At 39.1% G+C, this 23,636-nt stretch carries 18 protein-coding genes and 1 tRNA gene; 14 read left to right on the top strand and 5 right to left on the bottom strand.

Going from position 1 to position 23,636, the window contains the following annotated elements:
• The first annotated feature begins 109 nt into the window (after positions 1-109).
• The gene (locus tag B9O19_RS05525) at positions 110-691 is read left to right on the top strand and encodes a L,D-transpeptidase family protein (RefSeq protein WP_102365472.1); all 582 of its coding nucleotides are present in this window, start codon (positions 110-112) and stop codon (positions 689-691) included.
• 568 nt (positions 692-1,259) lie between these two features.
• Here the strand turns inward: B9O19_RS05525 and B9O19_RS05530 are convergent.
• Positions 1,260-2,372: an ABC transporter ATP-binding protein gene (locus tag B9O19_RS05530; RefSeq protein ID WP_102365473.1), complete on the bottom strand. Its 1,113-nt coding sequence runs from the start codon at positions 2,370-2,372 to the stop codon at positions 1,260-1,262.
• Between the two features lie 316 nt (positions 2,373-2,688).
• Here B9O19_RS05530 and argC point away from each other — a divergent pair, with 316 nt between their 5' ends.
• The 5 genes from argC to B9O19_RS05555 all read left to right on the top strand — a co-directional run bounded on the left by argC (position 2,689) and on the right by B9O19_RS05555 (position 6,212).
• Positions 2,689-3,729: an N-acetyl-gamma-glutamyl-phosphate reductase gene (gene argC, locus B9O19_RS05535; RefSeq protein WP_102365474.1), complete on the top strand. Its 1,041-nt coding sequence runs from the start codon at positions 2,689-2,691 to the stop codon at positions 3,727-3,729.
• 18 nt (positions 3,730-3,747) lie between these two features.
• On the top strand, positions 3,748-4,617 hold the full coding sequence (gene argB / locus B9O19_RS05540) for an acetylglutamate kinase (protein ID WP_102365475.1): 870 nt from the start codon (positions 3,748-3,750) through the stop codon (positions 4,615-4,617).
• A gap of 119 nt (positions 4,618-4,736) precedes the next feature.
• Positions 4,737-5,267, top strand: coding sequence for a Type 1 glutamine amidotransferase-like domain-containing protein (locus B9O19_RS05545; RefSeq protein ID WP_245863031.1), 531 nt, complete (start codon positions 4,737-4,739; stop codon positions 5,265-5,267).
• A 24-nt stretch (positions 5,268-5,291) separates the two neighbouring features.
• On the top strand, positions 5,292-5,705 hold the full coding sequence (locus B9O19_RS05550; protein ID WP_102365476.1) for a DUF3795 domain-containing protein: 414 nt from the start codon (positions 5,292-5,294) through the stop codon (positions 5,703-5,705).
• A 42-nt stretch (positions 5,706-5,747) separates the two neighbouring features.
• On the top strand, positions 5,748-6,212 hold the full coding sequence (locus B9O19_RS05555; protein WP_102365477.1) for a GyrI-like domain-containing protein: 465 nt from the start codon (positions 5,748-5,750) through the stop codon (positions 6,210-6,212).
• A 976-nt stretch (positions 6,213-7,188) separates the two neighbouring features.
• On the opposite strand, the gene B9O19_RS05565 is transcribed toward B9O19_RS05555, so the two are convergent.
• Positions 7,189-9,360, bottom strand: coding sequence for a DNA topoisomerase III (locus B9O19_RS05565; RefSeq protein WP_102365479.1), 2,172 nt, complete (start codon positions 9,358-9,360; stop codon positions 7,189-7,191).
• 199 nt (positions 9,361-9,559) lie between these two features.
• On the opposite strand from B9O19_RS05565, the gene B9O19_RS05570 reads away from it, so the two are divergent.
• Positions 9,560-10,432: a PPK2 family polyphosphate kinase gene (locus B9O19_RS05570; RefSeq protein WP_102365480.1), complete on the top strand. Its 873-nt coding sequence runs from the start codon at positions 9,560-9,562 to the stop codon at positions 10,430-10,432.
• A gap of 87 nt (positions 10,433-10,519) precedes the next feature.
• Here the strand turns inward: B9O19_RS05570 and B9O19_RS05575 are convergent, their stop codons facing one another.
• Positions 10,520-12,310 (bottom strand): phosphoenolpyruvate carboxykinase (GTP), encoded by a 1,791-nt coding sequence (locus B9O19_RS05575; RefSeq protein WP_207655135.1) that lies wholly within the window; start codon positions 12,308-12,310, stop codon positions 10,520-10,522.
• Positions 12,311-13,429: 1,119 nt separating this feature from the next.
• A complete protein-coding gene (fabZ, locus tag B9O19_RS05580; protein WP_102365482.1) occupies positions 13,430-13,864 on the bottom strand; it encodes a 3-hydroxyacyl-ACP dehydratase FabZ in 435 nt (144 codons plus the stop codon).
• 457 nt (positions 13,865-14,321) lie between these two features.
• Between fabZ and B9O19_RS05585 the strand changes: the two genes are divergently transcribed.
• Positions 14,322-14,406: transfer RNA gene (locus B9O19_RS05585), tRNA-Tyr, on the top strand.
• A 65-nt stretch (positions 14,407-14,471) separates the two neighbouring features.
• Here B9O19_RS05585 and B9O19_RS05590 read toward each other — a convergent pair.
• The gene (locus B9O19_RS05590; RefSeq protein ID WP_102365483.1) at positions 14,472-15,239 is read right to left on the bottom strand and encodes a double zinc ribbon domain-containing protein; all 768 of its coding nucleotides are present in this window, start codon (positions 15,237-15,239) and stop codon (positions 14,472-14,474) included.
• Between the two features lie 125 nt (positions 15,240-15,364).
• Here B9O19_RS05590 and B9O19_RS05595 point away from each other — a divergent pair, with 125 nt between their 5' ends.
• The 6 genes from B9O19_RS05595 to B9O19_RS05620 all read left to right on the top strand — a co-directional run bounded on the left by B9O19_RS05595 (position 15,365) and on the right by B9O19_RS05620 (position 23,632).
• Positions 15,365-15,922, top strand: a complete 558-nt coding sequence (locus B9O19_RS05595; protein WP_158648923.1) for a phosphatase PAP2 family protein — start codon at positions 15,365-15,367, stop codon at positions 15,920-15,922.
• A gap of 167 nt (positions 15,923-16,089) precedes the next feature.
• Positions 16,090-17,874: a putative polysaccharide biosynthesis protein gene (locus tag B9O19_RS05600; RefSeq protein WP_102365485.1), complete on the top strand. Its 1,785-nt coding sequence runs from the start codon at positions 16,090-16,092 to the stop codon at positions 17,872-17,874.
• 16 nt (positions 17,875-17,890) lie between these two features.
• Positions 17,891-18,586 (top strand): nucleoside triphosphate pyrophosphohydrolase, encoded by a 696-nt coding sequence (gene mazG / locus B9O19_RS05605; RefSeq protein ID WP_102365486.1) that lies wholly within the window; start codon positions 17,891-17,893, stop codon positions 18,584-18,586.
• Between the two features lie 34 nt (positions 18,587-18,620).
• Entirely contained in the window at positions 18,621-18,860 is a 240-nt protein-coding gene (locus B9O19_RS05610; protein WP_102365487.1) for an RNA-binding S4 domain-containing protein, read from the top strand.
• A gap of 797 nt (positions 18,861-19,657) precedes the next feature.
• Complete coding sequence (locus B9O19_RS05615) at positions 19,658-21,754, top strand: glutamine synthetase III family protein (RefSeq protein WP_102366620.1); 2,097 nt, start codon at positions 19,658-19,660, stop codon at positions 21,752-21,754.
• 165 nt (positions 21,755-21,919) lie between these two features.
• Positions 21,920-23,632: an ammonium transporter gene (locus tag B9O19_RS05620; protein WP_102366621.1), complete on the top strand. Its 1,713-nt coding sequence runs from the start codon at positions 21,920-21,922 to the stop codon at positions 23,630-23,632.
• Positions 23,633-23,636 lie beyond the last annotated feature (4 nt).

Here is a 23,636-nt window from a genome sequence, read left to right on the forward strand (position 1 = left end):
CAACGGCAGTACATATTCAAGTAAATAAAATGCGCTGATTTAATTAAATTTTAGCTCATTGCAGGGCATTAAAGTAATAACTGCATATAATTAAACGGAGGGGATAATAATGCGAGGCAGAATCGAAAGTATAAGTTCAGTGAAGGATAGGAAGCAGATTATTACAGTTGTTGGAAACGGCGAGCATAACGGAAGACTGAGTATGTTTGAAAAAAAAGATAACCGGTGGATAAGGCTGTTTTCGTATCCATGTTCAGTGGGAGCGGGCGGAATAGCTGATATAAAAAGAGAAGGTGATAATATAACTCCGTCAGGAATGTTCACATTAGGAACAATTTTTGGGTGCGCGGATAATCCGGGAACAGAGAATAATTATCTAAAGGTAAATGACGATATGTATTGGGTCGATGATTTCAATTCTGAACACTATAATCAGCTGGTAGATATAGGGAAAGGCAAAGTTGATTTTGCCAGCGCCGAACATTTGTCAGATTATCCTATGCAATATAAATATGCAGTTGCTGTAGACTATAATATTGATGGTATTCCGGGCAAAGGCTCAGCAATATTTTTACACTGCACCGATAATTTAGAAAAGGGAACTTCAGGTTGTATTGCGGTAGACGAGGAAGCAATGAAAAAGATAATAATTAAACTTAAAAATGACGCGGTAATTATAATAATGGGATAAAAATATACTTTTAAAATTTATTCTGTAACTTTAATTTGTGCTAATAAAACGGTATGTGGAATATTGAGTATAACAAAAATAAAATTTGGGTTTAAATAGCAGTGTGCCGTTTAGGCAGCAAATATGTTCGGATGCTGAAACAATGCGGAAATAAGGCTTTAAGGTGATAATTAGTTAAGACAATAAGAAAATAAGACAATTAAGATAGTTATATATTAATAGTGGAATGATAACTTTATAAATATATAAAAAATACATAGAAAAAGACAATTAAATAAGTCCTTGCCATTTGGCGGTCTTAATATATTTTACGCCAACAAAGCAGGTATGTACTTTGTTTTTTTGTTACAATTAGATTATAATTATTATACAGCAGTCAATTATTTTCACTAGATTAAGTTGATTAGCGGTTTTGGCCGCCTTAAAAATATTGATGTTACTTAGTACAGAAACTAACACTAAATATAGTAATTATAAAAACTATTGGTTTAATTTATGATTGACAAATTTGGCATAATAAAAGAGCCGCTAAAATTTTAGCGGCTCATATCTTTTAACTTAAATATTTTTAGTGAGAAATAATATTCTCAGTATCTTTATCAAATAAGTGAATTTTATTTGCGTCAAGAGCAACCGTAACGGTATCCCCGTGTCTTGCTGTAGAACGCGGATTAACTCTTGCAGTAAAGTCATTTCCGGCAATTTTGAAATAAAGATAAGTCTCAGCACCCATCATTTCAACCAATTCAATATTTACCTTTGAACAGCAGTCAGGAACACTTGAAATGAATGCAGGGTCATCATAAATATCTTCAGGTCTGATACCCATAATAACTTCTTTGCCGTTATACTGCTTAATTTCTGATCTGCCGCCCTTGCCTTCAGGAAGTTTAATTGAGAAATCTCCGCATTTGAGATATGTGCCGTTAGAAGCGCAGTCAACCGTAACGTTCAAGAAGTTCATCTGAGGAGAACCAATGAAGCCGGCAACAAACATGTTGCAAGGATATTGGTATAGGTTAGACGGTGAATCAACCTGCTGAATAATACCGTCTTTCATAACAACGATTCTGGTACCCATTGTCATAGCTTCTGTCTGGTCATGCGTTACATAGATAAATGTTGTTTGAAGCTTCTTATGTATTTTACCAATCTCTGTTCTCATCTGAACTCTGAGCTTTGCGTCAAGGTTTGAAAGAGGCTCATCCATCAAGAATACTTTAGGGCTACGAACGATAGCACGTCCGAGAGCAACACGCTGTCTCTGACCGCCTGATAAAGCCTTTGGCTTTCTGTCAAGCAAATGCTCAATACCAAGAATCTGAGCGGCTTCAATAACCTTTTTCTTAATTTCATCCTTTGGTGTTTTTCTGAGTTTCAGACCAAACGCCATATTTTCAAATACAGTCATATGCGGGTAAAGAGCGTAGTTCTGGAAAACCATAGCGATATCTCTGTCTTTTGGAACGACGTCGTTCATTAACTTATCGCCTATGTAAAGTTCACCCTCGGTGATTTCTTCAAGACCGGCTATCATTCTAAGTGTTGTAGACTTACCGCAGCCTGAAGGACCAACAAAGATTATAAATTCTTTATCTTCGATTTCAAGATTGAAATCTTTAACAGCTGTGAATCCTCCCGTATATGTTTTGTAAATTCCTCTAAGACTTAAACTTGCCATTTTTAAATGACCTCCTGATTTTATATTTGTTCTGAATCAATATGTATCACAGAATTTAACTACCTCATTATTCTAACATAATTGTGAGAATAAGAAAAGGGCGTATTTCACCAAATTTGAAATTAAGATTTTAGTGATTTTGCATAGCTATTTTTAAGACTTAAATACTTTCGGGTAAATATATACAAATTTTTGGGTTTCACTTGATATATTTTGTCTTTGATAGTATAATGCTAAACATGAAATAAAATGCTGTCGATTTGCTCACAATGCCTATCAGAAGCTGTTTTTAAAAATTTATACGGAGTTGATTTCAATGATAAAAGTCGGAATATTAGGCGCTACCGGATACGCCGGAATTGAAGTTGTCAGACTTTTGACCGCGCACCCGGAGGCGGAAATAGTGAGAGTGGTTTCGCAAAGTTTTGTGGGGCAGAAAATCTCGGATGTTTATCAAAATTTGAAGGGGATATGCGATTTATGCTGTACTGCGCTGGATGTTGACGATATAGCCGGCAGTTGTGACCTTGTCTTCACAGCTTTGCCTCACGGCGCTTCTAAGACCGTTATTCCGTCATTGTATGAAAAGGGTTTGAAAATCGTGGATTTGAGCGGCGATTTCAGATATAACGACCCGGTCGTCTATGAAAAGTGGTATGGAGAACCCCACTCGGCGCCCGAGGTTTTAAAGGAATCGGTTTATGGTCTGTGCGAAATTCATAGAGATGAAATAAAGACCCATAGACTGATAGGTAATCCGGGCTGTTACACGACTTGTTCTATTATGGGACTTGCTCCTCTTGCCGCGGCCAAGATTGTTGATACAAAAAATTTGATAATTGACGCAAAGTCAGGAGTGACAGGAGCCGGGCGAAGTGCGAGCCTGCCTAATATATTCTGTGAAGTAAATGAATCGCTTAAAGCATACAAGGTGGCCACCCACCGCCATACGTCTGAAATAGAGCAGGAGCTTTCAATATTATCAGGCGAGGATATAGTTCTTTCATTTACACCGCATCTCGTTCCGATGCAGAGGGGTATTTTTGCTACTTGTTATGCCAATCTTACTAAAAAGATGACAACGGGTGAAGTTTTGGATATATATAAAGAATTTTATAAGAGTGAAGAATTTGTCCGTATCTATGACGAGGGGAGCCTACCGGAAATAAAGCATGTAGCCGGCTCAAACTATGTTGGTATAGGAGTGGTTGTTGACCCGCGTCTGAACCGTGCGGTTGTAGTGTCATGTATAGATAATCTGATTAAAGGCGCCGCAGGGCAAGCGGTCCAGAACATGAATTTAATTTGCGGTATTGATGAGGGAACAGGACTTAGAGCAGCCGGAATGTATTTATAAAGATTGGGGGATTAGAAATTGGAAGAACTTATTAAAAAGGCCGGTATACTTGTTGAAGCCCTGCCTTACATACAAAAATTGAACGGAAAAACTGTTGTTATCAAATACGGCGGCAACGCTATGATAAGCGAAGAACTGAAAAACAAGGTTATGGAAGATATAACCTTGCTGAAATTTATAGGTTTGCACCCAGTGCTTGTACACGGCGGCGGTCCTGATATCTCGGAGACTTTGACAAGGTTTGGAATTCAAAGCGAGTTTGTAAACGGGTTAAGAGTCACCGATGACGAGACCATGCGCGTGGCTCAGATGGTGCTTATGGGAAAAACCAATAAGGAAATTGTTTCGCTGATTTCACAAAAAGGCGGCAAAGCATTGGGTCTTTCAGGAATTGACGGAGAGCTAATTGAATGCGAGAAGCAGTATGCCAATGTTGACGGCAAAATTGTTGATATCGGTTATGTTGGAAAGATAATTAAGATAAACCAAAAAGTTCTGGAGTTTTTGGCTAACGACGACTATATCCCCGTGGTTGCGCCGCTGGGAGTGGATAAGGAAGGCCGAAGCTATAATATAAACGCTGATACTGTGGCAGGCGCGATAGCCGCCGCACTAAAGGCAGAAAAACTTATGCTTTTGACAGACACCCCGGGAATAAAAAGCTCGCCGACCGCTGATGATATAATATATGAAATTAACCAAAAAGAAATATATAAGATGATTGAAGCCGGAACCATTGCCGGCGGTATGATTCCAAAGGTTAAAGGCGGACTTGAAGCATTGGCAGGAGGGGTAAATAACGTACATATAATTGACGGACGTATACCGCACTGTCTGCTGCTTGAAATATTTACCGACAGCGGTATAGGAACCATGATAACCCGATAATACAAGCCGTATATGGGAGCTGAATAGAGGGATAGTATGAAAAAGATGTTATTAGTATCAATGTTTCAGAACGTTACAGGTATACTGAAAAAAGTGGAACCTGAATTAAAAAATAAACTGTGACATATATCCCTACTGCCAGTAAGGCTGAAAAGTTAGGTTTTTTTGTAAAAATCGGCAAGTGGACATTGAGGCGATTGGGGCTGACTGTTGATGAGCTGGATACATCCTTCGCGTCTTATGAGACTGCCAAAAGTAAACTAGAAAAAAATGATATTATATATGTTGCCGGCGGCAATATGTTCTACTTGTTGCAGGAATTAAAAAGAACCGGAACCGATAAGTTGTTAGCCGATGAAATAAACAAAGGCAAGCTTTACATAGGAGAGTCGGCAGGCGCAATACTTACGGCGCCGGATATAGGTTATTCTGCAGAAATGGATAATGTGGGAAAAGCGCCGGATCTGAAAGATTATTCAGGACTTAATGTTGTTGATTTTTATGTTGTGCCCCATTATAAAAATTGGGAGATGGGGAAAGCGGCACAGATAATAATTGATAAATACTCAGAAAGTTTGGATTTAAAAGTTATTAACGATAAACAAGCTATATTTATTGACAATGACAAGGTCAAAATATTAGACAAATAGACTGACCGCAAAGGTGATCGCCAAATGAAAATGCCTGAAGAAATTGAACCATTTATGTTTGCTCCATGCGGAATGAACTGTAAAGTTTGTTATAAGCACTTGGCTCATAAAAATTCGTGCGGCGGATGTTTGAAAATTGGTTCTGAAAAGCCGAAACACTGCCGTGTATGCAAGATCAAGGACTGCGCAAAGAATAAGGGCGTAACATACTGTTTTGAATGTGCGAATTATCCTTGTAAACAGGTTGATTATTTGGAGCAAAGCTATATAAAAAGGTATGAGGTTAGTTTAATGGAAAATACCAGATTAGTTAAAGAATGCGGGATAGAATACTTTATGCGGCAGCAAAAGAATAAATATACCTGCGCAAAGTGCGGCGGCATAATTTCCATACATGATAAAGAGTGCAGTGAGTGCCGAAATAGCGGCGGCAATTAGTTGCAGTACGTTTCTAAATGGTAAAGAAAAGGGAATGAGATCATGTCAGAAATAAAAGTCAGTGTAGTAAATTTAAAAAAGCAAACAGTATATGGTCTATGGAAAAATTCAAATGACAGCACAGTTTCAAAAGATATAAAGAATCTTTCTAAAAAATATCACATAAAGGTGTCGTCGCCGGGCAGTAAAGTGTTCCCCTATTTCGTGCTGTCAAGGAATTATAACGAACTGAGTAAGGATTTTGAAATGTTTGTGGGAGGCACAATAGACAAAAAAGGGTTAGAATCTTTAATTATTCCAAACGGTGAATATGCAAGGATAACTATAAAACCGAAACTGGGATTTTTGTGGGGATTGGCTATTGGCGAAGCAAAGAGATATTTCTATACCAAATGGCTGCCTAAAAGCCGATATTCGGCGCTGAATATGGAATATGAATACCATACTGAGAAGAGTGATGGAAAGTCTCCGGAAATAGATATATTTTTTGCTGTTAAGAGAAAATAACAGTAATGCTTAACGCCGGAATAGCCGAACAATAACCGCAAAGGTTTAATAGAAATAGCACATTTTTGGAAAAAGCGTCTTTGGCAGTCACGTCTTATTTTTTCTTAATCCTTGATACGCGCTTCTTATATATTATTGTCCAGCAGCAAAACACGGTAAATGGGAAGTGAACCATATCTGTTCCTGTTTTTTGAAAATATTAAAATGCTTTTTTATGTATATTTTCAATTTGCTATTTTCTGTTGCGGCGCAGATATTCATAATAACCGAAACGTGATACTTTTTGAAACGGTATACTTTTTTGATATCACACATTTTCTAAAATTCCTATAAAACTGAAATTATATACATACTTTGCACTTAAAAAGATTTGTTTTGTAGTATTAATTCTTTATATTTTTGTAGTTTTTTAATTCGTATTCAGCATTAAAAAAGCGTTTTTTATGCCTCGAAAGCTACTTTAACTATGTTTATCATATTTGTTAATTCAACGATACGTACTGATATTGTTGATTCCAAATTTTTTTACTGTTTCATAAATAATTTTTTTGCCTGTCCGTGCCATTTTTATAGATGCAGTTTTATATTGTTTGTCATAAACTGTTTGTTTTATAAACCGGACCGACTTTTTTAATCATTCTATACTTTGTAATTAGATTATTGTACTATATCCCAAATATGTCCTTATACTGCCTAAAAGGTTTGAGTTATTTCAAAAGTGATGAACTTTTATTTAGGTGTATTTTTATTATTCAATAATGAAGACGAGCTGTCAGGAACTTACAGCCCGCCTTTTGATTATATATCTCGAAAATAAAAATTATAATAATTTTGCATATATAAACCCAAGTGTTCAGGAAATTAATCTGTTTACAAAAAATAACGCGATTTAGTTGATAAAGTATATAAATAATATTATTGAGCGCCTGATTAATCAATGATAAACATATTATTTTAATGCGCGCTGTTATAATAATTATAGATTTAGCTTATCAAATGCTGCTGCAAATGGATTGTTGGAGTCGTCTTCTTTTTTGTTTTGATTGCGAAGATAATTTTGCACATCTCTTTTGGAAGCGCCGCTTTGTCCTCTCCGCTCCTTGAAGGCGGAGTATTTTTCCCTGTAGCCGCATGAGCAGTAGAAACTCTTTTTTTCACCCTCGCCTCTAAGCTCCATTTTTTTGTGGCATTCAGGACAGCGTGCGTTTGTTATTATGCTGACTGAACGGCGGTAACCGCAGTCCCTATCCTGGCAGACCAGCATTTTTCCCTTTTTACCATTTACCTCAAGCAAATATTTTCCGCAGTCGGGACAAGTCTTTTTGGTCATGTTGTCATGTTTGTATTCGGCGCTGCTGTTTTTAACGGTCTTAACAAGGTCGGCAGAATACTTTTCTATTTCAGCAATAAATTTTTGCTTTTGAGTTTTGCCTTTTGAAATTTTTTCTAACTCTTGTTCCCACTTAGCGGTGAGCAGGGGTTCTTTTAAATCCGGCGGCACCAAATCTATGAGCTGAACGCCTTTTGAAGTAGGAACCATGCTGTTTCCCTGCTTTTCTACATAGAATGAGGAGTATAGCTTTTCTATTATATCGGCTCTTGTGGCAGGGGTTCCTAGCCCTCCGCCCAAATATTCTTTCATATTTTTGTCGTTTACAAAACGGGAGGGATTTTCCATAGCCGAAAGTAATGTTGCCTCCGTATATCGTGCCGGAGGTTTTGTTTTGCCTGATTTGACGAATGTGTTTTTACAGATAAACTCGTCGCTGTATTTCATTTTGGGGAGTATTTGTTTCCTTTCCTGTGCGTCAGCAGTATCTTCATCATCAAACGAGTAGTCTGAGGAATATACTGCTTTCCAGCCAAGAGAAACCTCCTCTTTGCCTCCTGCTGTAAACTTCTCACTTTCGCACTCAAATTCAGCTTTGATTTGTTTATATTTATACGGACCCATAAAACAGGCCAAAAACCGTTTGACCACAAGATTATATATGCGCTTTTCTTCTGTTGAGAGCGAAATCATAGGAACCTTTTGTTCAGTTGGTATTATGGCATGGTGGTCTGAAACCTTACTGTTATTTATGCAGCTTTTGTTGATTTTTAATTTCCTGCGGAGTATATCTTCAGCCGCCGCCTTTGTGTCGCCGATGGTTACAGCACGCAGACGTTCATTTAATGTCGGAACTATATCGTCAGTCAAATAGCGTGAATCAGTTCTAGGGTACGTCAGTGCCTTATGCTGTTCATATAATTTTTGCATTATGTTGAGAGTTTGTTTCGGAGAGTAACCGTAGAGCTTGTTTGCGTCTCTTTGGAGTTCGGTCAAATCGTATAACATGGGCGCATACGTCTGTTTGTCAGAGCTTCTTAAAGATGTGAGCTTGAACGGTTTGCCTTTAATCTCTTTGGATATTCTTTCTGCTTTTTCACGGTCAAATGTGGATAGTCCGCCGTCCTTGCTGCGCCAGGAAACAAATAATTTGCCTATATCGGCTTCTATTGTGTAATATTCCTTAGGAACAAATTTCTTTATCTCATTTTCTCTCTGCACTAATAGTGCGAGTGTAGGAGTTTGTACACGTCCGGCGGATAACTGAGCATTAAACTTGCAGGTAAGGGCTCTCGTAACATTTAATCCGACAAGCCAGTCGGCTTCAGCCCTTGCCTGGGCCGCCATATAGAGATTATAATACTCCTTGCCGTCTCTTAGTTTCTGAAAGCCTTCTTTTATTGCTTTATCAGTCTGTGACGATATCCAAAGTCTTTTTATTGGTTTTTTAACTCCGCTTTTCTCAATTATCCAGCGGGCAACCAGCTCGCCTTCACGCCCGGCGTCGGTTGCAATAATAACGGAGCTGACCTCTGAGCTTCGCAGCTGGCGTTTTACAATGCTGTACTGTTTTGAAGTCTGCTTTATGACCTCGAGTTTCATCTTTCCCGGCAGCATAGGGAGCGTTTCCAGGCTCCAGGTTTTGTATTCATCTCCGTAGGCTTCCGGGTCGGCCAAAGTGACCAAGTGACCGAGAGCCCATGTCACTATATATTTGTCTCCTATAAGGCATCCGTCAGATTTTCTGCTGCACTTTAAGACCCGTGCAAGTTCTCTTCCGACGGATGGTTTTTCTGCTAAGACGAGAGTTTTAGACATATGTTTTCCTCCTTTATGGGGAATTATTGATTGAAATTTTGTATCATAAAATTATACCACAAAATTTATATTTTGTACATAGCCGGTTAAATTGACAATAGAGTTAAAACGGTGTAGAATAAATAAAATACGAGTATAATTATCTATTATGATGTTAAATATTTTGATAAGAGAATTAGTCAGGAAGGGATGATATAATATGAATATAGAAAAGTTTGCATATTATGGTGATAAGAAAATTAAAATAAAAGATGTTCCGACCTCAAGCAAGCCATATGATGTGGAGAAAGAACGGATAATTGACGAAACCGAAAAAATGAAACCTCAGATAGAAGACTTGCAGGAGAAACTCTACGCCGAAGCCAAAGAGGGGCTTATAATTATTATTCAGGCTATAGATGCGGCCGGTAAGGACAGCACTATAAAACATGTGATGAGCGGAGTGAATCCCCAGGGCGTGTCTGTAACAGCGTTTAAACAGCCCTCATCTGAGGAACTTGCTCACGGTTTTTTGTGGCGGGCGGAAAAAGCTGTTCCTAGAAGAGGTTATATAGGAATTATGAACCGTTCATACTATGAGGATGTGTTGGTTGTAAAGGTGCATAATCTGCAAAAAACTTATAAAATGCCTAAGCGGTGCGTAGATATGCCCGCCGCAGATTTCTTTAAAAACCGTTATAAGCATATTAGAAATTATGAGGAATATCTCAGTGACAACGGATATAGGGTAATCAAAATATTTCTTAATGTCTCGGCTGAAAAGCAGAAGGAACGTTTCTTAGAGCGAATAGACAACCCGGCAAAAAATTGGAAATTCTCTGCTGATGATTTATCTGAAAGAGCGTTGTGGGACGAGTATCAGAAGGCCTTTGAGGATATGATAAACGAAACCGCAACAAAAACATCGGAATGGTATGTGCTCCCGGCTGATCAGAAATGGTTTACAAGATACTTAGTTTCAAAAATAATATTAAAGACGCTTAAAAAAATGAATCCAAAGTATCCTGAAGTCTCCAAAGAAGATAAAGAGGAGCTTGAGGAGTGCAGAAACGAATTATTGGCTCAAAAGTAAGTTCAGAAATAGTAATAACAAAACCGCACCGGAACTGCAGAATAGTCCGGTGCGGTTTTTATATAATATTTTAAGGCTTGTTTATAACTAGTCGTTAAGATTTTTGTCAAGGATTTCAAGCTGTTTCTTAATGTCAGCCGGAAGTCTGTCTCCGAACTGAGCAAAGTATTCCTTAATATTCTCAACGTCTTCTTTCCAAACTTCTTTATCAACACTGAGCAGAGCGTCAAGTTCTTCAGCAGAAATGCCGAGGCCTGTTGTGTCGATGTCAGAAGCTGTAGGAAGCAGACCGATAGCACTGTCATGGGCGTCAGCTTTGCCTGAAACACGGTCGAGTATCCATAGAAGAACTCTCATGTTATCGCCGAATCCGGGCCACATAAAGTTGCCTTCATCGTCTTTTCTAAACCAGTTAACGTGGAATATTGCAGGAGCATTGTCACCGAGCTTTTTGCCCATTTCGAGCCAATGTCCAAAATAATCAGCCATGTTGTATCCAACGAATGGTTTCATAGCCATAGGGTCACGTCTTACAACGCCTACAGCGCCGGCAGCGGCAGCGGTAGTTTCAGAAGCCATAGTAGCTCCTACAAACACACCGTGTTCCCAGTCGCGTGCTTGATATACCAGCGGAGCGGTTTTAGCGCGGCGTCCGCCGAATACAATAGCAGAAATCGGAACGCCCTGTGGGTTTTCAAACTCAGAAGAAATACATGGGCAGTTTATAGCCGGAGCTGTAAATCTTGAGTTAGGATGAGCGAGGTTGCCTTCGTATGTTGTTCCGTCAACCTTTTCTCCCAGCCAGTTTGTGCAGTTCTTTGGAGGATTCTTGTCAAGACCTTCCCACCATACTGTCAGGTCGTCATTGTTAAGAGCAACATTTGTGAAAATGGTGTTCTTCTTTGTAGATTCCAAAGCGTTGAAGTTTGTCTTTTCGCTTGTTCCCGGAGCAACTCCGAAGAAACCTGCTTCAGGATTAATAGCATAGAGCTTTCCGTCTTCAGGATTGATTCTCAGCCAAGCGATATCGTCGCCGACTGTCCAAACCTTATATCCTTTTTCCTGGAGATATTCCGGCGGAATAAGCATAGCGAGATTTGTTTTACCGCAAGCGCTTGGGAATGCGGCAGCAATATACTTAACTTCTCCCTGAGGATTTTCAAGACCAAGGATAAGCATGTGTTCTGCCATCCAGCCTTCTTGCTTTCCGAGATATGAGGCAATTCTCAGAGCGAAACACTTCTTGCCGAGAAGAACGTTTCCGCCGTAAGCAGAGTTAACTGACATAATCGCATTGTCCTGCGGGAAGTGAACGATATATCTTTCTTCAGGATTAACGTCCTTTTTAGCGTGCAGACATTTTACAAAATCTCCGTCTGTTCCAAGAACGTCCATAACTTCCTGACCGATTCTTGTCATGATATTCATGTTAAGAACAACATAGATACTGTCTGTAAGCTCTATACCGATTTTTGAGAAAGGTGAGCCGACAGGTCCCATTGAATAAGGGATAATGTACATTGTTCTGCCCTTCATTGCGCCTGTATAAAGAGCCTTGAGCTTATCATACATCTGACTTGGTTCCATCCAGTTGTTGATTGGGCCGGCTTCTTCTTCTGTCGGAGTACAGATAAATGTTCTGTCCTCAACACGGGCAACGTCGTTTTCAGCTGTTCTGTGGTAGTAACAGCCCGGAAGTTTTTCCTCGTTAAGCTTAATAAGCTCGCCTGTTGATACTGCCTCAGCGCGGAGAGCCTCAAGCTGGCTTTCGCTTCCGTCAATCCATACAACACTTTCAGGCTGGCACATAGCAATTTGCTCTTCCAGCCACTTGTTTACTTTTTCATTACTGCACTTTGTAAATTCAGCCATATTCATCCTCCTAAAATTCATACTAGTAATTTAAAAATTTAAACAAATTTCTAGTTAGTTTATTTTATCACAATTCTACCTCAAATATTTGGCTCTGTCAAATAGATTTTTACAACCATTGATACATCTTTCACAATATCTACAGTCGTGATAGTTCTTGAAAAAAATAGCTGAAAATTTTGTGAACTTTGCTTAAAAGAAAATGCTACAAATTTAGTAGGAAATCATATGATATGAAATTTATCTTCATAAACACTTTGTTTAAATATTTTTTTGTGAAATAACAATTTTGATAAATTCAATTTACATATAAATTAAAAAATAAATAGAGCTGTATATAACAAACATCGGCAGGGTGACCGAAGGTCACCGCGTTAGGTGCGTAGCCGCGGAATAGCAGCTAACAAATTAAAATCACCGTTAACCTATGTCCATATAGTTTGCCTTATAAACTAAAAAATACGGACCGACGGAATTTGTCAAGAGTGGTTTCGCGAGAATGGTATGAATAATATTTTAAATAATAAAAGAAAGATAAATATAAAATACATATAAATTAAAAAGTAAATAGAGCTGTATTTAACAAACATCGGCAGGGCGACCGAAGGTTACCGCGTTAGGTGCGTAGGTGCGGAATAGCAGCTAACAAATTAAAGTCACCGTTAACCTATGTCCGTATAGTTTGCCTTATAAACTGAAAAATACGGACCGACGGAATTTGCCAAGAGCAGTTTCGCGAAAGTGGTATGGATAATATTTTAAATAATAAAAGAAAGATAAATATAAAAAATATATAAATAAAAAAAATAAATAGAGCTGTATATAACAAACATCGGCAGGGTGACCGAAGGTCACCGCGTTAGGTGCGTAGCCGCGGAGATGCAAAAAATAAATAAAAATAATTTTAAATTAACACAAATCAATTGAATTCATTAACCAAATAGATGTGTTATGCTGTAAAACACAAAATTTGATTTATAGGTTTATAGTTATTATTTTATTAAGAGTTTTATGAACTCATAAGTTATTTAAACTAAATGTATAACAGAAAAACATGACATTTATAGATATATAAATTATTGTTTAAGTAAAAAACAGACCGAAACGATTTCGGTCTGTATCTAATTAATCTTTATCTATTAAAGCAAAGGAAATTTCGCCTTTTGCCGCTACTTCATCGCCGACATAAGCGCAGACGTCAGCTTTGCCCATTACTGAACGGAACTTTGTGAGTTCTACCTCAAGTCTTAACGTCTCGCCTGGCACCACTTGATGTTTAAATTTAAAATTATTTATTCCGGTAAACACAGCCAGCTTGTTTTTAAATTCCGGTTTGCTCAGTATAACAACAGCGCCAACCTGGGCGAGAGCCTCGCAAATCAAAACTCCGGGCATAATTGGATTTCCGGGAAAATGTCCCTGAAAGAACGGCTCGTTCATAGTAACATTTTTAAGTCCAACAGCTCGGGAACCTTCCTCAAACTCTACTATTTTGTCAATAAGCAAAAATGGATATCTATGTGGGATTATATCCATTATTTCTTTAATATTAAGTTCCATATAATAATACCTCCAGAAATTTTTATGCTAATATTATAACTCAACAAAAAATATTTTACAATAAGTATTTTGGTATAGAAATATAAAAATAAAATAACATTTTAATATACCGACCGCGCAGCTTGCCTTACGAGCCGCAAAGCGGACTGCCGAAGCTCGCCTTTGTGTTAGGATAAGAAAATACTATTAAATCACCTTATAAAATTTAATATAAATAGTGACTTAAATTATATGTAGATAAATTAAATACCTTGGAAAATATTTTTTATATTTAATATGATGTAGAGTTTTATGCACAGTTGATAGTTGCAGAAAATATCTGTCAAATGTTATAAGATATGTAAATTTTTTAATTTTTAAAAAAATTTTTTCAAAAAAGTATTGACAAGCTATTCTAAATATGTTATCATAGTCAGGTCGTTAACGCGAGACAGCATAAACGGCGCTAATTAAACATGGAGGGGTTCCCGAGTGGCCAAAGGGGGCAGACTGTAAATCTGTTGCATCTTGCTTCGATGGTTCGAATCCATCTCCCTCCACCACAACGGAGCAAAGTTCGCTTTGCTCCGTTTTTGTATAGAAAAAATAAGAAATGTCTTATATATTTTTAAGTGAAACTGTCTCTGTCACCGTTATTTTTCTCAGTTGTGGCTATTGCCGCGCAATACACAGCTTTGGCGCCGGAAAGTTTTAACACTCTTGCACATTCATTGAATGTTGCGCCTGTGGTCGTAACATCATCAATAACCAGGATAGTTTTGCCTTGAATATTATCGCTGTTTCCTTTGAGACCGAAAGCTCCGTTCAGATTTTGCTGTCTTTCAAAGCTAGAAAGATCTGTTTGTTTACTGGTTTGTCTGATTCGTTTAAAAAGGTTTGGATAATATTTTACACTGAGCAGTTTGGCAGTCTTTTTTGCCAGCGCACCGCTTTGGTCAAACCCTATTTCTTTCATACGCTGGCGCCGCGGCGGTATAGCTGTGATATAGTCAAAGTTGACGCCGCCAAAATCATTTTTAACCATTGCTGTTATTAAATTTGAAAATGTGTTCACTGAACTTAGGCTTCGGGCGTGTTTGAGATTAAGTATTCCTCTTTTGGAATTTCGGTCATATTCCACAGCAGCAGTAATACCATTATAATAGGTGCATATATTTGACTTAGCTTTTCTAAAACAACTTTGGCAGAAGCGGTAACGAGGGTTTCCAAGCGGCGTGCCGCAGACTTTGCAGCGCTTGCGGCTGGCACAGAATTTTATCTTATCCATACATTCACTGCATATATTAATGCCGGATTTTTGAAAACTTATTAACTTTCCGCAGAAGCTGCATTTAGATGGATAAACAAGATTTACAAGGCGGCTCAAAATATTCATAGACTATGATACCTTTCGCATATAATAATTAATTTTACATTATATAACATAATTTTGCAAGATATATCAAAAATTTGGCGTTAAACTAATCTAGGCGTGATTTATTTATGACAGGAGGACGGGATTTGATAGAATTTATTACAAAAATAGATTTTGCGGTTTTGGAATTTATTCGAAACACATTAAACAGTTCTTTTATGGATTACATCATGCCTATCATAACCGATTTTGGTTCCGGAGGACTGCTTTGGATTGCGGTGGGAGTCATAATGTTATGCACTGAAAAATATCGAAGATGCGGGGCTTCGGTTTTGATCGGACTGCTGCTGTGCTTGGTTTTGGGAAACATCATTTTAAAACCGCTTATCGGCAGAATGAGACCCTGCTGGATAAATGACAGTATAGATATGCTTGTTAGGATTCCCAGGGACTACTCCTTCCCGTCAGGACATACCCTGGCTGTTTTTACAACAGCGTTTATAATTTTTGGATATTCAAAAAAGATAGGAATACCGCTTGTAGTTTTAGCGTGCTTAATTGGATTTTCAAGAATGTATTTATATGTCCATTACCCTACTGATGTATTGGGTGGCATAGCATTAGCCGCTCTCATTGCGTGGGCAGTTAGAAAATTTGTTAACGGGACAGTATTCAGCCGGATGTTTCGGAGGTTTGAAGACTAGAAGTTTCGGTTATAAAAACTTAATAATTTTTTTATATATTATTTATAAAATCATGACAGAACAGAGTTGTTTTTTAAAATCTTATATAATATAATAAAAAGAGTGACTTTTTGAAGTTTATAATTTACAGATAAAGCGGTTTAACTTACGATTGAGGAGAGGATTTTTTGGAAAAAACAGAAGCAACTAAAGTTGAAACAAAAGGCGGTTCAAAAGGAAGCCATTTTATGCAGGGGGCTTTAGTTTTGGGTATAGCCAGCCTGATTGTAAAAATAATAGGCGCAGTATTCAAAATACCTCTTATTAATTTGATTGGCGATGACGGAAGCGGTTATTTTAATGTGGCATATCAAATATACACGTTTATGTTTATAGTCGCTACGGCCGGATTTCCGATAGCTATATCAAAAATGGTTGCAGAGAGTATGGCTAGAAATGATGAAACTGATGCCAAAAGAGTATTTCAGACGGCGATTTCATTTTTGGCTGTTATAGGATTGGTCGGCAGTATAATTCTATTTGTTTTTGCAAAACAGCTGGCAGGTTTGGTTGGAATTCCGGATGCAGAGCTTGGTATAAAAGCTATTTCGCCGGCAGTTTTCTTTGTATCTTTGGCGTCGTCAATGAGAGGCTATTTTCAAGGCAGACAAAATATGTTCCCAACCGCAGGTTCTGAAGTAATAGAGTCCAGCGGTAAGATGGTTATAGGCTTGCTCATGGCGTCGTTCTTTATGGGGATGACTATTGTTCCGAATTTGGACAAGGTGATAGATTTTGTAACACGCCAGGTAGACACCGCCCATATGCGTACAGTTTATGCGTCTGCCGGAGCCATTTTTGGTGTGACTGCCGGAACTCTTTTATCGTTCCTGTTACTGTCAGTAATATACATATGCTTGGCTATAGGTGCAAAGCGGCATGCTAAAAATATTGCGCCGATGACAGCGGCCCAGGAAAAGCTGAGACCGAAAAGAACCATTTTAAAAGAACTGATAATGATAGCAATACCAATAACTATAGGGGCGTCTGTTTCAAGTCTTACAACTCTTATAGATATGACAACAATAAGCCGTAGGCTGGTTACTAATCCGAACGTGTTTAACGAGTACGCATTTATGTTTGAACAAGGGACGTCATTCTATGATAAGGCCGTTGGAGCAGGGTGGACCGGTGCGGTGCTTGATTCACAGAAAGCCTCAACTCTTTATGGAATGTACACGGGAAAAGCTCTGACTATGTTTAACCTGCCGTTAACCTTGGTTGTGGCTCTGGGAATGAGTATAGTTCCCGCAATTTCATCAGCTTTGGCTAGAGCCAGAAAAGGCGAGGCAGGAAGCATCACTGAGAGCGCTATAAGAATTGCCATGCTGTTCGGTGCGCCGTGCGCTATAGGAATGTCGGTGCTGTCCAGCGGTGTTTTAGGTCTGTTGTTTAGTGACGACAATGCGCATGTGGTTTTAAGCATTTTGTCAATAGCAATAATACCGGTTGCCGTAGTACAAGTCACAAATGCAATACTGCAGTCATACGGAAAAGTCTATTATCCGGTTGTAAATATGTTGATAGGCGGAGCCGCCAAGGTAATTTTCAACTATATAGCAATCCCGTACTTAGGTATTGACGGAGCGCCTATAGGAACTTTTATCTGTTATTTAATCATAGCGGTGCTTAATACCGTTCAGATAGTACGTATTGCAAACATAAGGTTTAAACCTCTTGATATACTTATAAAACCATTGATTGCGGCCGGCGTTATGGGTGTATGCGGATACTTTTTATCCGGTATTCTGCCAACTTCAAGAGTTCTCACTGTTTTAGAAATTCTTATTTGCGGAATAATATATGTAATAATGATTTTCGCTGTTCGAGCTATAAAACGTGAGGATATTATGAATATGCCTAAGGGCGAAAAAATAGCCGGTATACTAGAAAAGTTTAAACTGATAAAATAAATTGGAGCTGAAGAGGATGAATTTTAAAGATACGAAAGATAAATATTCGTTTGATGACCTGGTTGAAATTGTTTCACTTTTGCGTGCGCCGGGCGGCTGTCCTTGGGATAGGGAGCAGACTCATCAGAGTATAAAGAAAAATCTTATTGAAGAAGGGTATGAACTGATTGAGGCAATTGACGGCGGGAATCCTGAAAAAATAGCCGACGAGAGCGGGGATTTACTGCTGCAGGTAGTGTTTCATGCAATAATCGGGAAAGACAGCGGAGAATATGAAATAAATGACGTTACCGACGCTATCTGCCGAAAACTTATTCACAGACATCCGCATGTGTTTGGTGAAGTCGAAGTAGCAGACAGCGGAGAGGTTCTTAAAAACTGGGACGCTATAAAACGTGCTGACAGGGAGCAGAGCAGCATTGCTGAGGAACTGCGCGGAGTATCAAAATATCTGCCGGCGCTTATGCGAGCTGAGAAAATTCAGAAAAAGGCCGAAAAGGCCGGTTATAAGTTTGAAAATGAGATAAATTTGTCTGTAATTTCGGATGATGTAGCTGAAGCTGATAGTGCACCGGAGAAGGATTGCGGTCAGCTCCTGTTTGCGGCGGTAAACTTTTGCCGCAGAGCCGGTGTGGATCCGGAACTGGCTCTCGCTTCTTATACTGAGAGTTTCACAGATGAATTTGAGAAGTTTGAGAATGGAGAAAATTAAATCTATTTGAAAAAACACTAAGGAGAAAATTGTAATGCGTTTGGATAAATTTTTAAAGGTGTCCAGGATAATCAAGCGCCGGACGGTGGCTAATGACGCCTGCGACGGAGGCCGCGTTTCCGTAAATGGACGCACTGTCAAAGCGTCATATGACGTGAAGCCCGGAGATGAAATAAAAATATTATTTGGTGAAAAGCCTTTGAATATAAGGGTTTTAAATGTAAAAGAGAATGTAAAAAAGGATGAAGCCAGAGAGCTGTATGAAATAGTTTAAATTTTACATATAATAAATATATTGCGAAAAATAATTCTGTCTGTGTCTGTCGGGCAGTATTGGGTTTGACGAATTAAAACAACTTGTCGAGTAAATACATGCTGTTTATATACCTAAGCGGCCGCCATTAAAGACCAAAAATTATTAGTTAAAACAGCTGATTATAGGATTAAGCTGTATCTAGCAAAAACCTAATGGGTTTAGTTGATACATCTGTTTATAAAACTAAGTAGCAGTTGGCAGAAATATAAATGGACGTTTTTATGAGTTTTTTCCGTTCTTATACAAGTTGGGTGCACCTTCCGCAGTATGATGAATACCTACAATTTTATGTTTTTTATTTATTTAAAAACTATAGGACAGTAATTTAGCGAGCATCGGCAGGCCGCTTTTGCGGCACGTAAGGCGAGCTGAGCGGACAGTATATAAAGATACAATTTTAAAAAGATACTTAAGGCGGAAATTTATATATCGTTTTAAATAATATGTCCATACTACGGTATGATGTTTCTACTTATATACAGCAAATGCGCTGTAATATTTTGCTCGAAGCAGAAGACATATATATTGATAATTAAAACGTTATTATTGCTAAAATCTGATAAACTTTGCAATGTGCATTTCGTTTAGTGTGCTGAAAAAATTGTCGTCAGGCAAAAAATTACTTGACAAAGGTCTCACAGCGTAGTATAATCTATCCCGTAGACAGCAAAGGCGCTGTGAGTATTTTGCTCGCAGCGCCTTATTTTTTATTTAGTCATTTCTATTTACTTTTAAAAAGAAAGGAATGTTTTGTTATGGATCAAATGAACGAGTTATTCGGCAGTGCCGTATTTGAAGACTCGGTGCAAAAGGTCAGACTTCCTGATGGAATTTACAAACAGCTTAGGAAGACCAAAGAGGAGGGCACGCCTCTTACGCGTGAGGTTGCTGATGTTGTTGCCAACGCAATGAAGGACTGGGCGGTAGAAAATGGTGTAACTCATTTTACTCACTGGTTCCAGCCTATGACTGGCGTTACGGCTGAGAAGCACGACAGCTTTATACAGCCTGACGGTATCGACAGCGTGATTATGGAGTTCAGCGGAAAAGAATTGATTAAAGGCGAGCCGGACGCTTCCAGTTTTCCATCGGGAGGTCTGCGTTCAACTTTTGAGGCAAGAGGATATACCGCGTGGGATCCAACATCAAACGCCTTTATTAAAGACGGTATACTGTGTATTCCAACTGTATTCTGTTCTTATACAGGCGAAGCGCTTGATAAAAAGACGCCACTTATGCGTTCAATGGAAGCTCTCAGTAACTCGGCTGTCAGGGTTCTTCACCTGATAGGGGAAACTGACGTAAACAGAGTTATAACGACAGTCGGTCCTGAACAGGAGTACTTTTTAATAGACCGAAAGGTAGCTTTAAAGAGAAAAGATATTACATATACGGGCAGAACTTTGTTCGGAACTCCGGCTCCAAAAGGACAGGAGCTTGACGACCATTATTTTGGAGTGGTTAAGAGAAGAGTTTCAGAGTATATGAAGGATCTGGACGAGGAACTCTGGAAGCTGGGTATACTTGCAAAGACAAAACATAATGAAGTGGCACCGGCACAGCATGAACTCGCTCCTATTTTTACACAAGCTAATATAGCCACTGACCATAATCAGCTTACTATGGAGATAATGAAAAAGGTTGCTGAAAGACATGGTATGAAATGCCTGCTCTACGAAAAGCCTTTTGAAGGAATAAACGGAAGCGGCAAGCATAACAACTGGTCGATTTCGACAGACAAGGGCGAAAACTTGCTGAAACCCGGCAAGACCCCTCATGACAATCCTAGATTTTTATTGTTCCTGTCCGCTGTGATAGCGGCTGTGGACGAATATCAGGATCTTTTAAGATCGTCTGTGGCAACGGCAGGAAACGACCACAGACTTGGTGCAAATGAGGCTCCGCCTGCTATTATCTCTGTATTTATTGGAGATGATCTCAAAGAAGTGCTGGATTCTATTGAAGAGGACAGTGATTTTGAGAACAGATGTAATGAGGTGATGAACTCCGGTATTGATGCTGTGCCTGATTTTGCGAAGGATACAACCGACAGAAACAGAACGTCGCCGTTTGCATTCACAGGGAATAAGTTTGAGTTTAGAATGCCCGGCTCGGCTCTTTCAATTTCAGGACCGAACTTTATTATAAACACAGCTGTTGCCGAGATACTTGACCAGTTTGCTGTCAGACTTGAGAAATCGTCAAACCCTAAATGCGAGATTTATAACATAGTAAGAGATACTATGAAAGAACATAAAAGGATTATTTTTAACGGTAATAACTATTCAGACGAATGGGTTGCTGAAGCTGAACGCAGAGGTCTTTGCAATTTAAAAAGCACGCCTGAAGCATTGCCGGCTTTTGTTACTGAAAAGAGTATAGACTTATTTGTTAAGCACGGTATACTCACTCGTGATGAAATGCTGTCAAGATACGAAATAAATCTTGAGAATTACAGCAAGGCTATCAATATTGAGGCAAAAACGATGCTTGAAATGGCAAGACGTGATATTTCGCCTGCTGTCGCGAAATATGTTAAAGAACTCAGCGATACTGTTGTTTCTAAGAGACAAATGGGCGGTTCGGTTTCTTGCGTGTTTGAAGAAAAGATGATTAGATTGCTTTCTGAGTTAGAACTTAGACTGTTTGAAACGGTTGAAGCTCTTGATTCAAGCGTTCAGGAAGCCCTTGCTATGGAAGAAGGTTTGGAGCAGGCTGTATTTTATAATGAAAAAGTGTTGAAAGATATGGCTGAGGTTCGGGAAGTAGCAGACCAAATGGAGATTTATACTCCTGAAGAATACTGGCCGTTCCCAACCTATGGAGATTTGCTGTTCTCTATCCAGGAGTAATATAGCATTCCGGCAAAATATTTCTAAGTTATAGGTTTTAAAAAGTAAATAATAAGATAATAGACAATGGGGTCTGAGAGTAATTTTCTCAGGCCCCATTTTCTTTTATATATATACGGCGAAACAGCCGGAATTAAAAATAAGGAGGAAAAAGTTATGAACATTATGGATTTGGCAACGGGTTTAGATACTGCGTGGGTGCTGCTGGGAGCAGCTTTGGTATTCTTTATGCAGGCAGGGTTCGCTATGGTCGAAACCGGTTTCACAAGAGCAAAAAACGCGGGTAATATAATTATGAAAAATCTGATGGATTTTAGTTTAGGAACCCCAATTTTTTGGATTTTAGGTTTTGGAATTATGTTTGGCGCAAATGTCTTTGGCGGCTGGCTGTCGGTTCCGTCATTTTTCCAGGGAGCAAACGCTTTGCCCGGTGATTATAATTTTGCAACTTTAATATTTCAAACAGTATTTTGCGCCACCGCGGCGACCATTGTTTCGGGAGCAATGGCAGAGAGAACCAAATTTTCCGCATATATTGTTTACAGTATGGTTATAAGCGCAGTGATTTATCCTGTTTCAGGACATTGGGTTTGGGGCGGCGGATGGCTCAGTGAATTAGGTTTTCATGACTTTGCGGGTTCCACAGCAGTACATATGGTTGGCGGAGTGGCCGCTCTGGTAGGCGCAAAAATTCTTGGTCCACGTATAGGAAAATATAAAAAGGACGGGACATCCGTCGCAATACCCGGGCATTCGTTAACTTTGGGGGCTCTCGGAGTATTTATACTTTGGTTCTGCTGGTTTGGATTTAACGGATGTTCAACAGTAGCTATGTCAGATACAGAGAGTTCGTCGTTGGCGGCTTCGGTTTTTGTAACGACTAATCTTGCCGCTGCCTGTGCTACAGTTGCTACTATGGTTGTTACATGGGTTAGATATAAAAAGCCTGATGTTTCTATGACTCTAAATGGCGCTTTAGCCGGTCTTGTTGCGATTACGGCTGGCTGTGACAGTGTTACGCCGCTCGGAGCGGCCGTAATTGGTACTGTGGCAGGTATTTTGGTTGTGTTTGCTGTGGAGTTTATTGACAAGAAACTTAAGATAGACGATCCGGTTGGAGCTGTGGCCGTTCATGGGTGCTGCGGAGCTGCCGGGACAATAATGACGGGTTTGTTTGCAGCAAAAGGCGGTTTATTTTACGGGGGCGGTTTCAGCTTTTTAGGTATTCAGACATTAGGAGTTATAACAGTAATAGCGTGGGTCGCTGTAACGATGACCATTGTATTTCTAATTATTAAGCATACTATGGGGCTTAGAGCGAGTGCTGAAGAAGAAATAGAAGGGCTTGATATACATGAACATGGCCTAGCCTCTTCTTATGCGGACTTTATGCTAAATGTGCCGACTATTTTGACAGGAAGATCAGAGACAGTGGGACAGGAAACTCCCGAATCTGCTGTGCCGATAATTAGAGTGCCGGATAATACGGAAAAGAAAGTTGATAAGGATGGTCATACTATTACAAAAATAACGGTGGTGTGTAAAGAATCTAAGTTTGAAGCTCTAAAGCACGCATTAAATGAAATCGGAGTAACAGGAATGACTCTCACGCATGTGCTCGGCTGCGGAATGCAGAAAGGCAGCAGTGAGTATTACCGCGGCGTACCTGTTGAGGCTACTCTTCTGCCTAAAATAAAAGTGGATATAGTTGTGTGCAGAGTACCTGTATCAGATGTTATTAAAGCCGCTGTTAAAATACTTTATACTGGACATATCGGAGATGGAAAAATTTTTGTTTATGACGTACGGGATGTGGTCAAAGTCAGAACTGGAGAATCAGGATATGACGCAATGACGGATGATGGAGAAAATTGTTGAGTTT

The sequence above is a fragment of the Monoglobus pectinilyticus genome, from assembly GCF_002874775.1.
Lineage (GTDB): Bacteria > Bacillota > Clostridia > Monoglobales > Monoglobaceae > Monoglobus > Monoglobus pectinilyticus.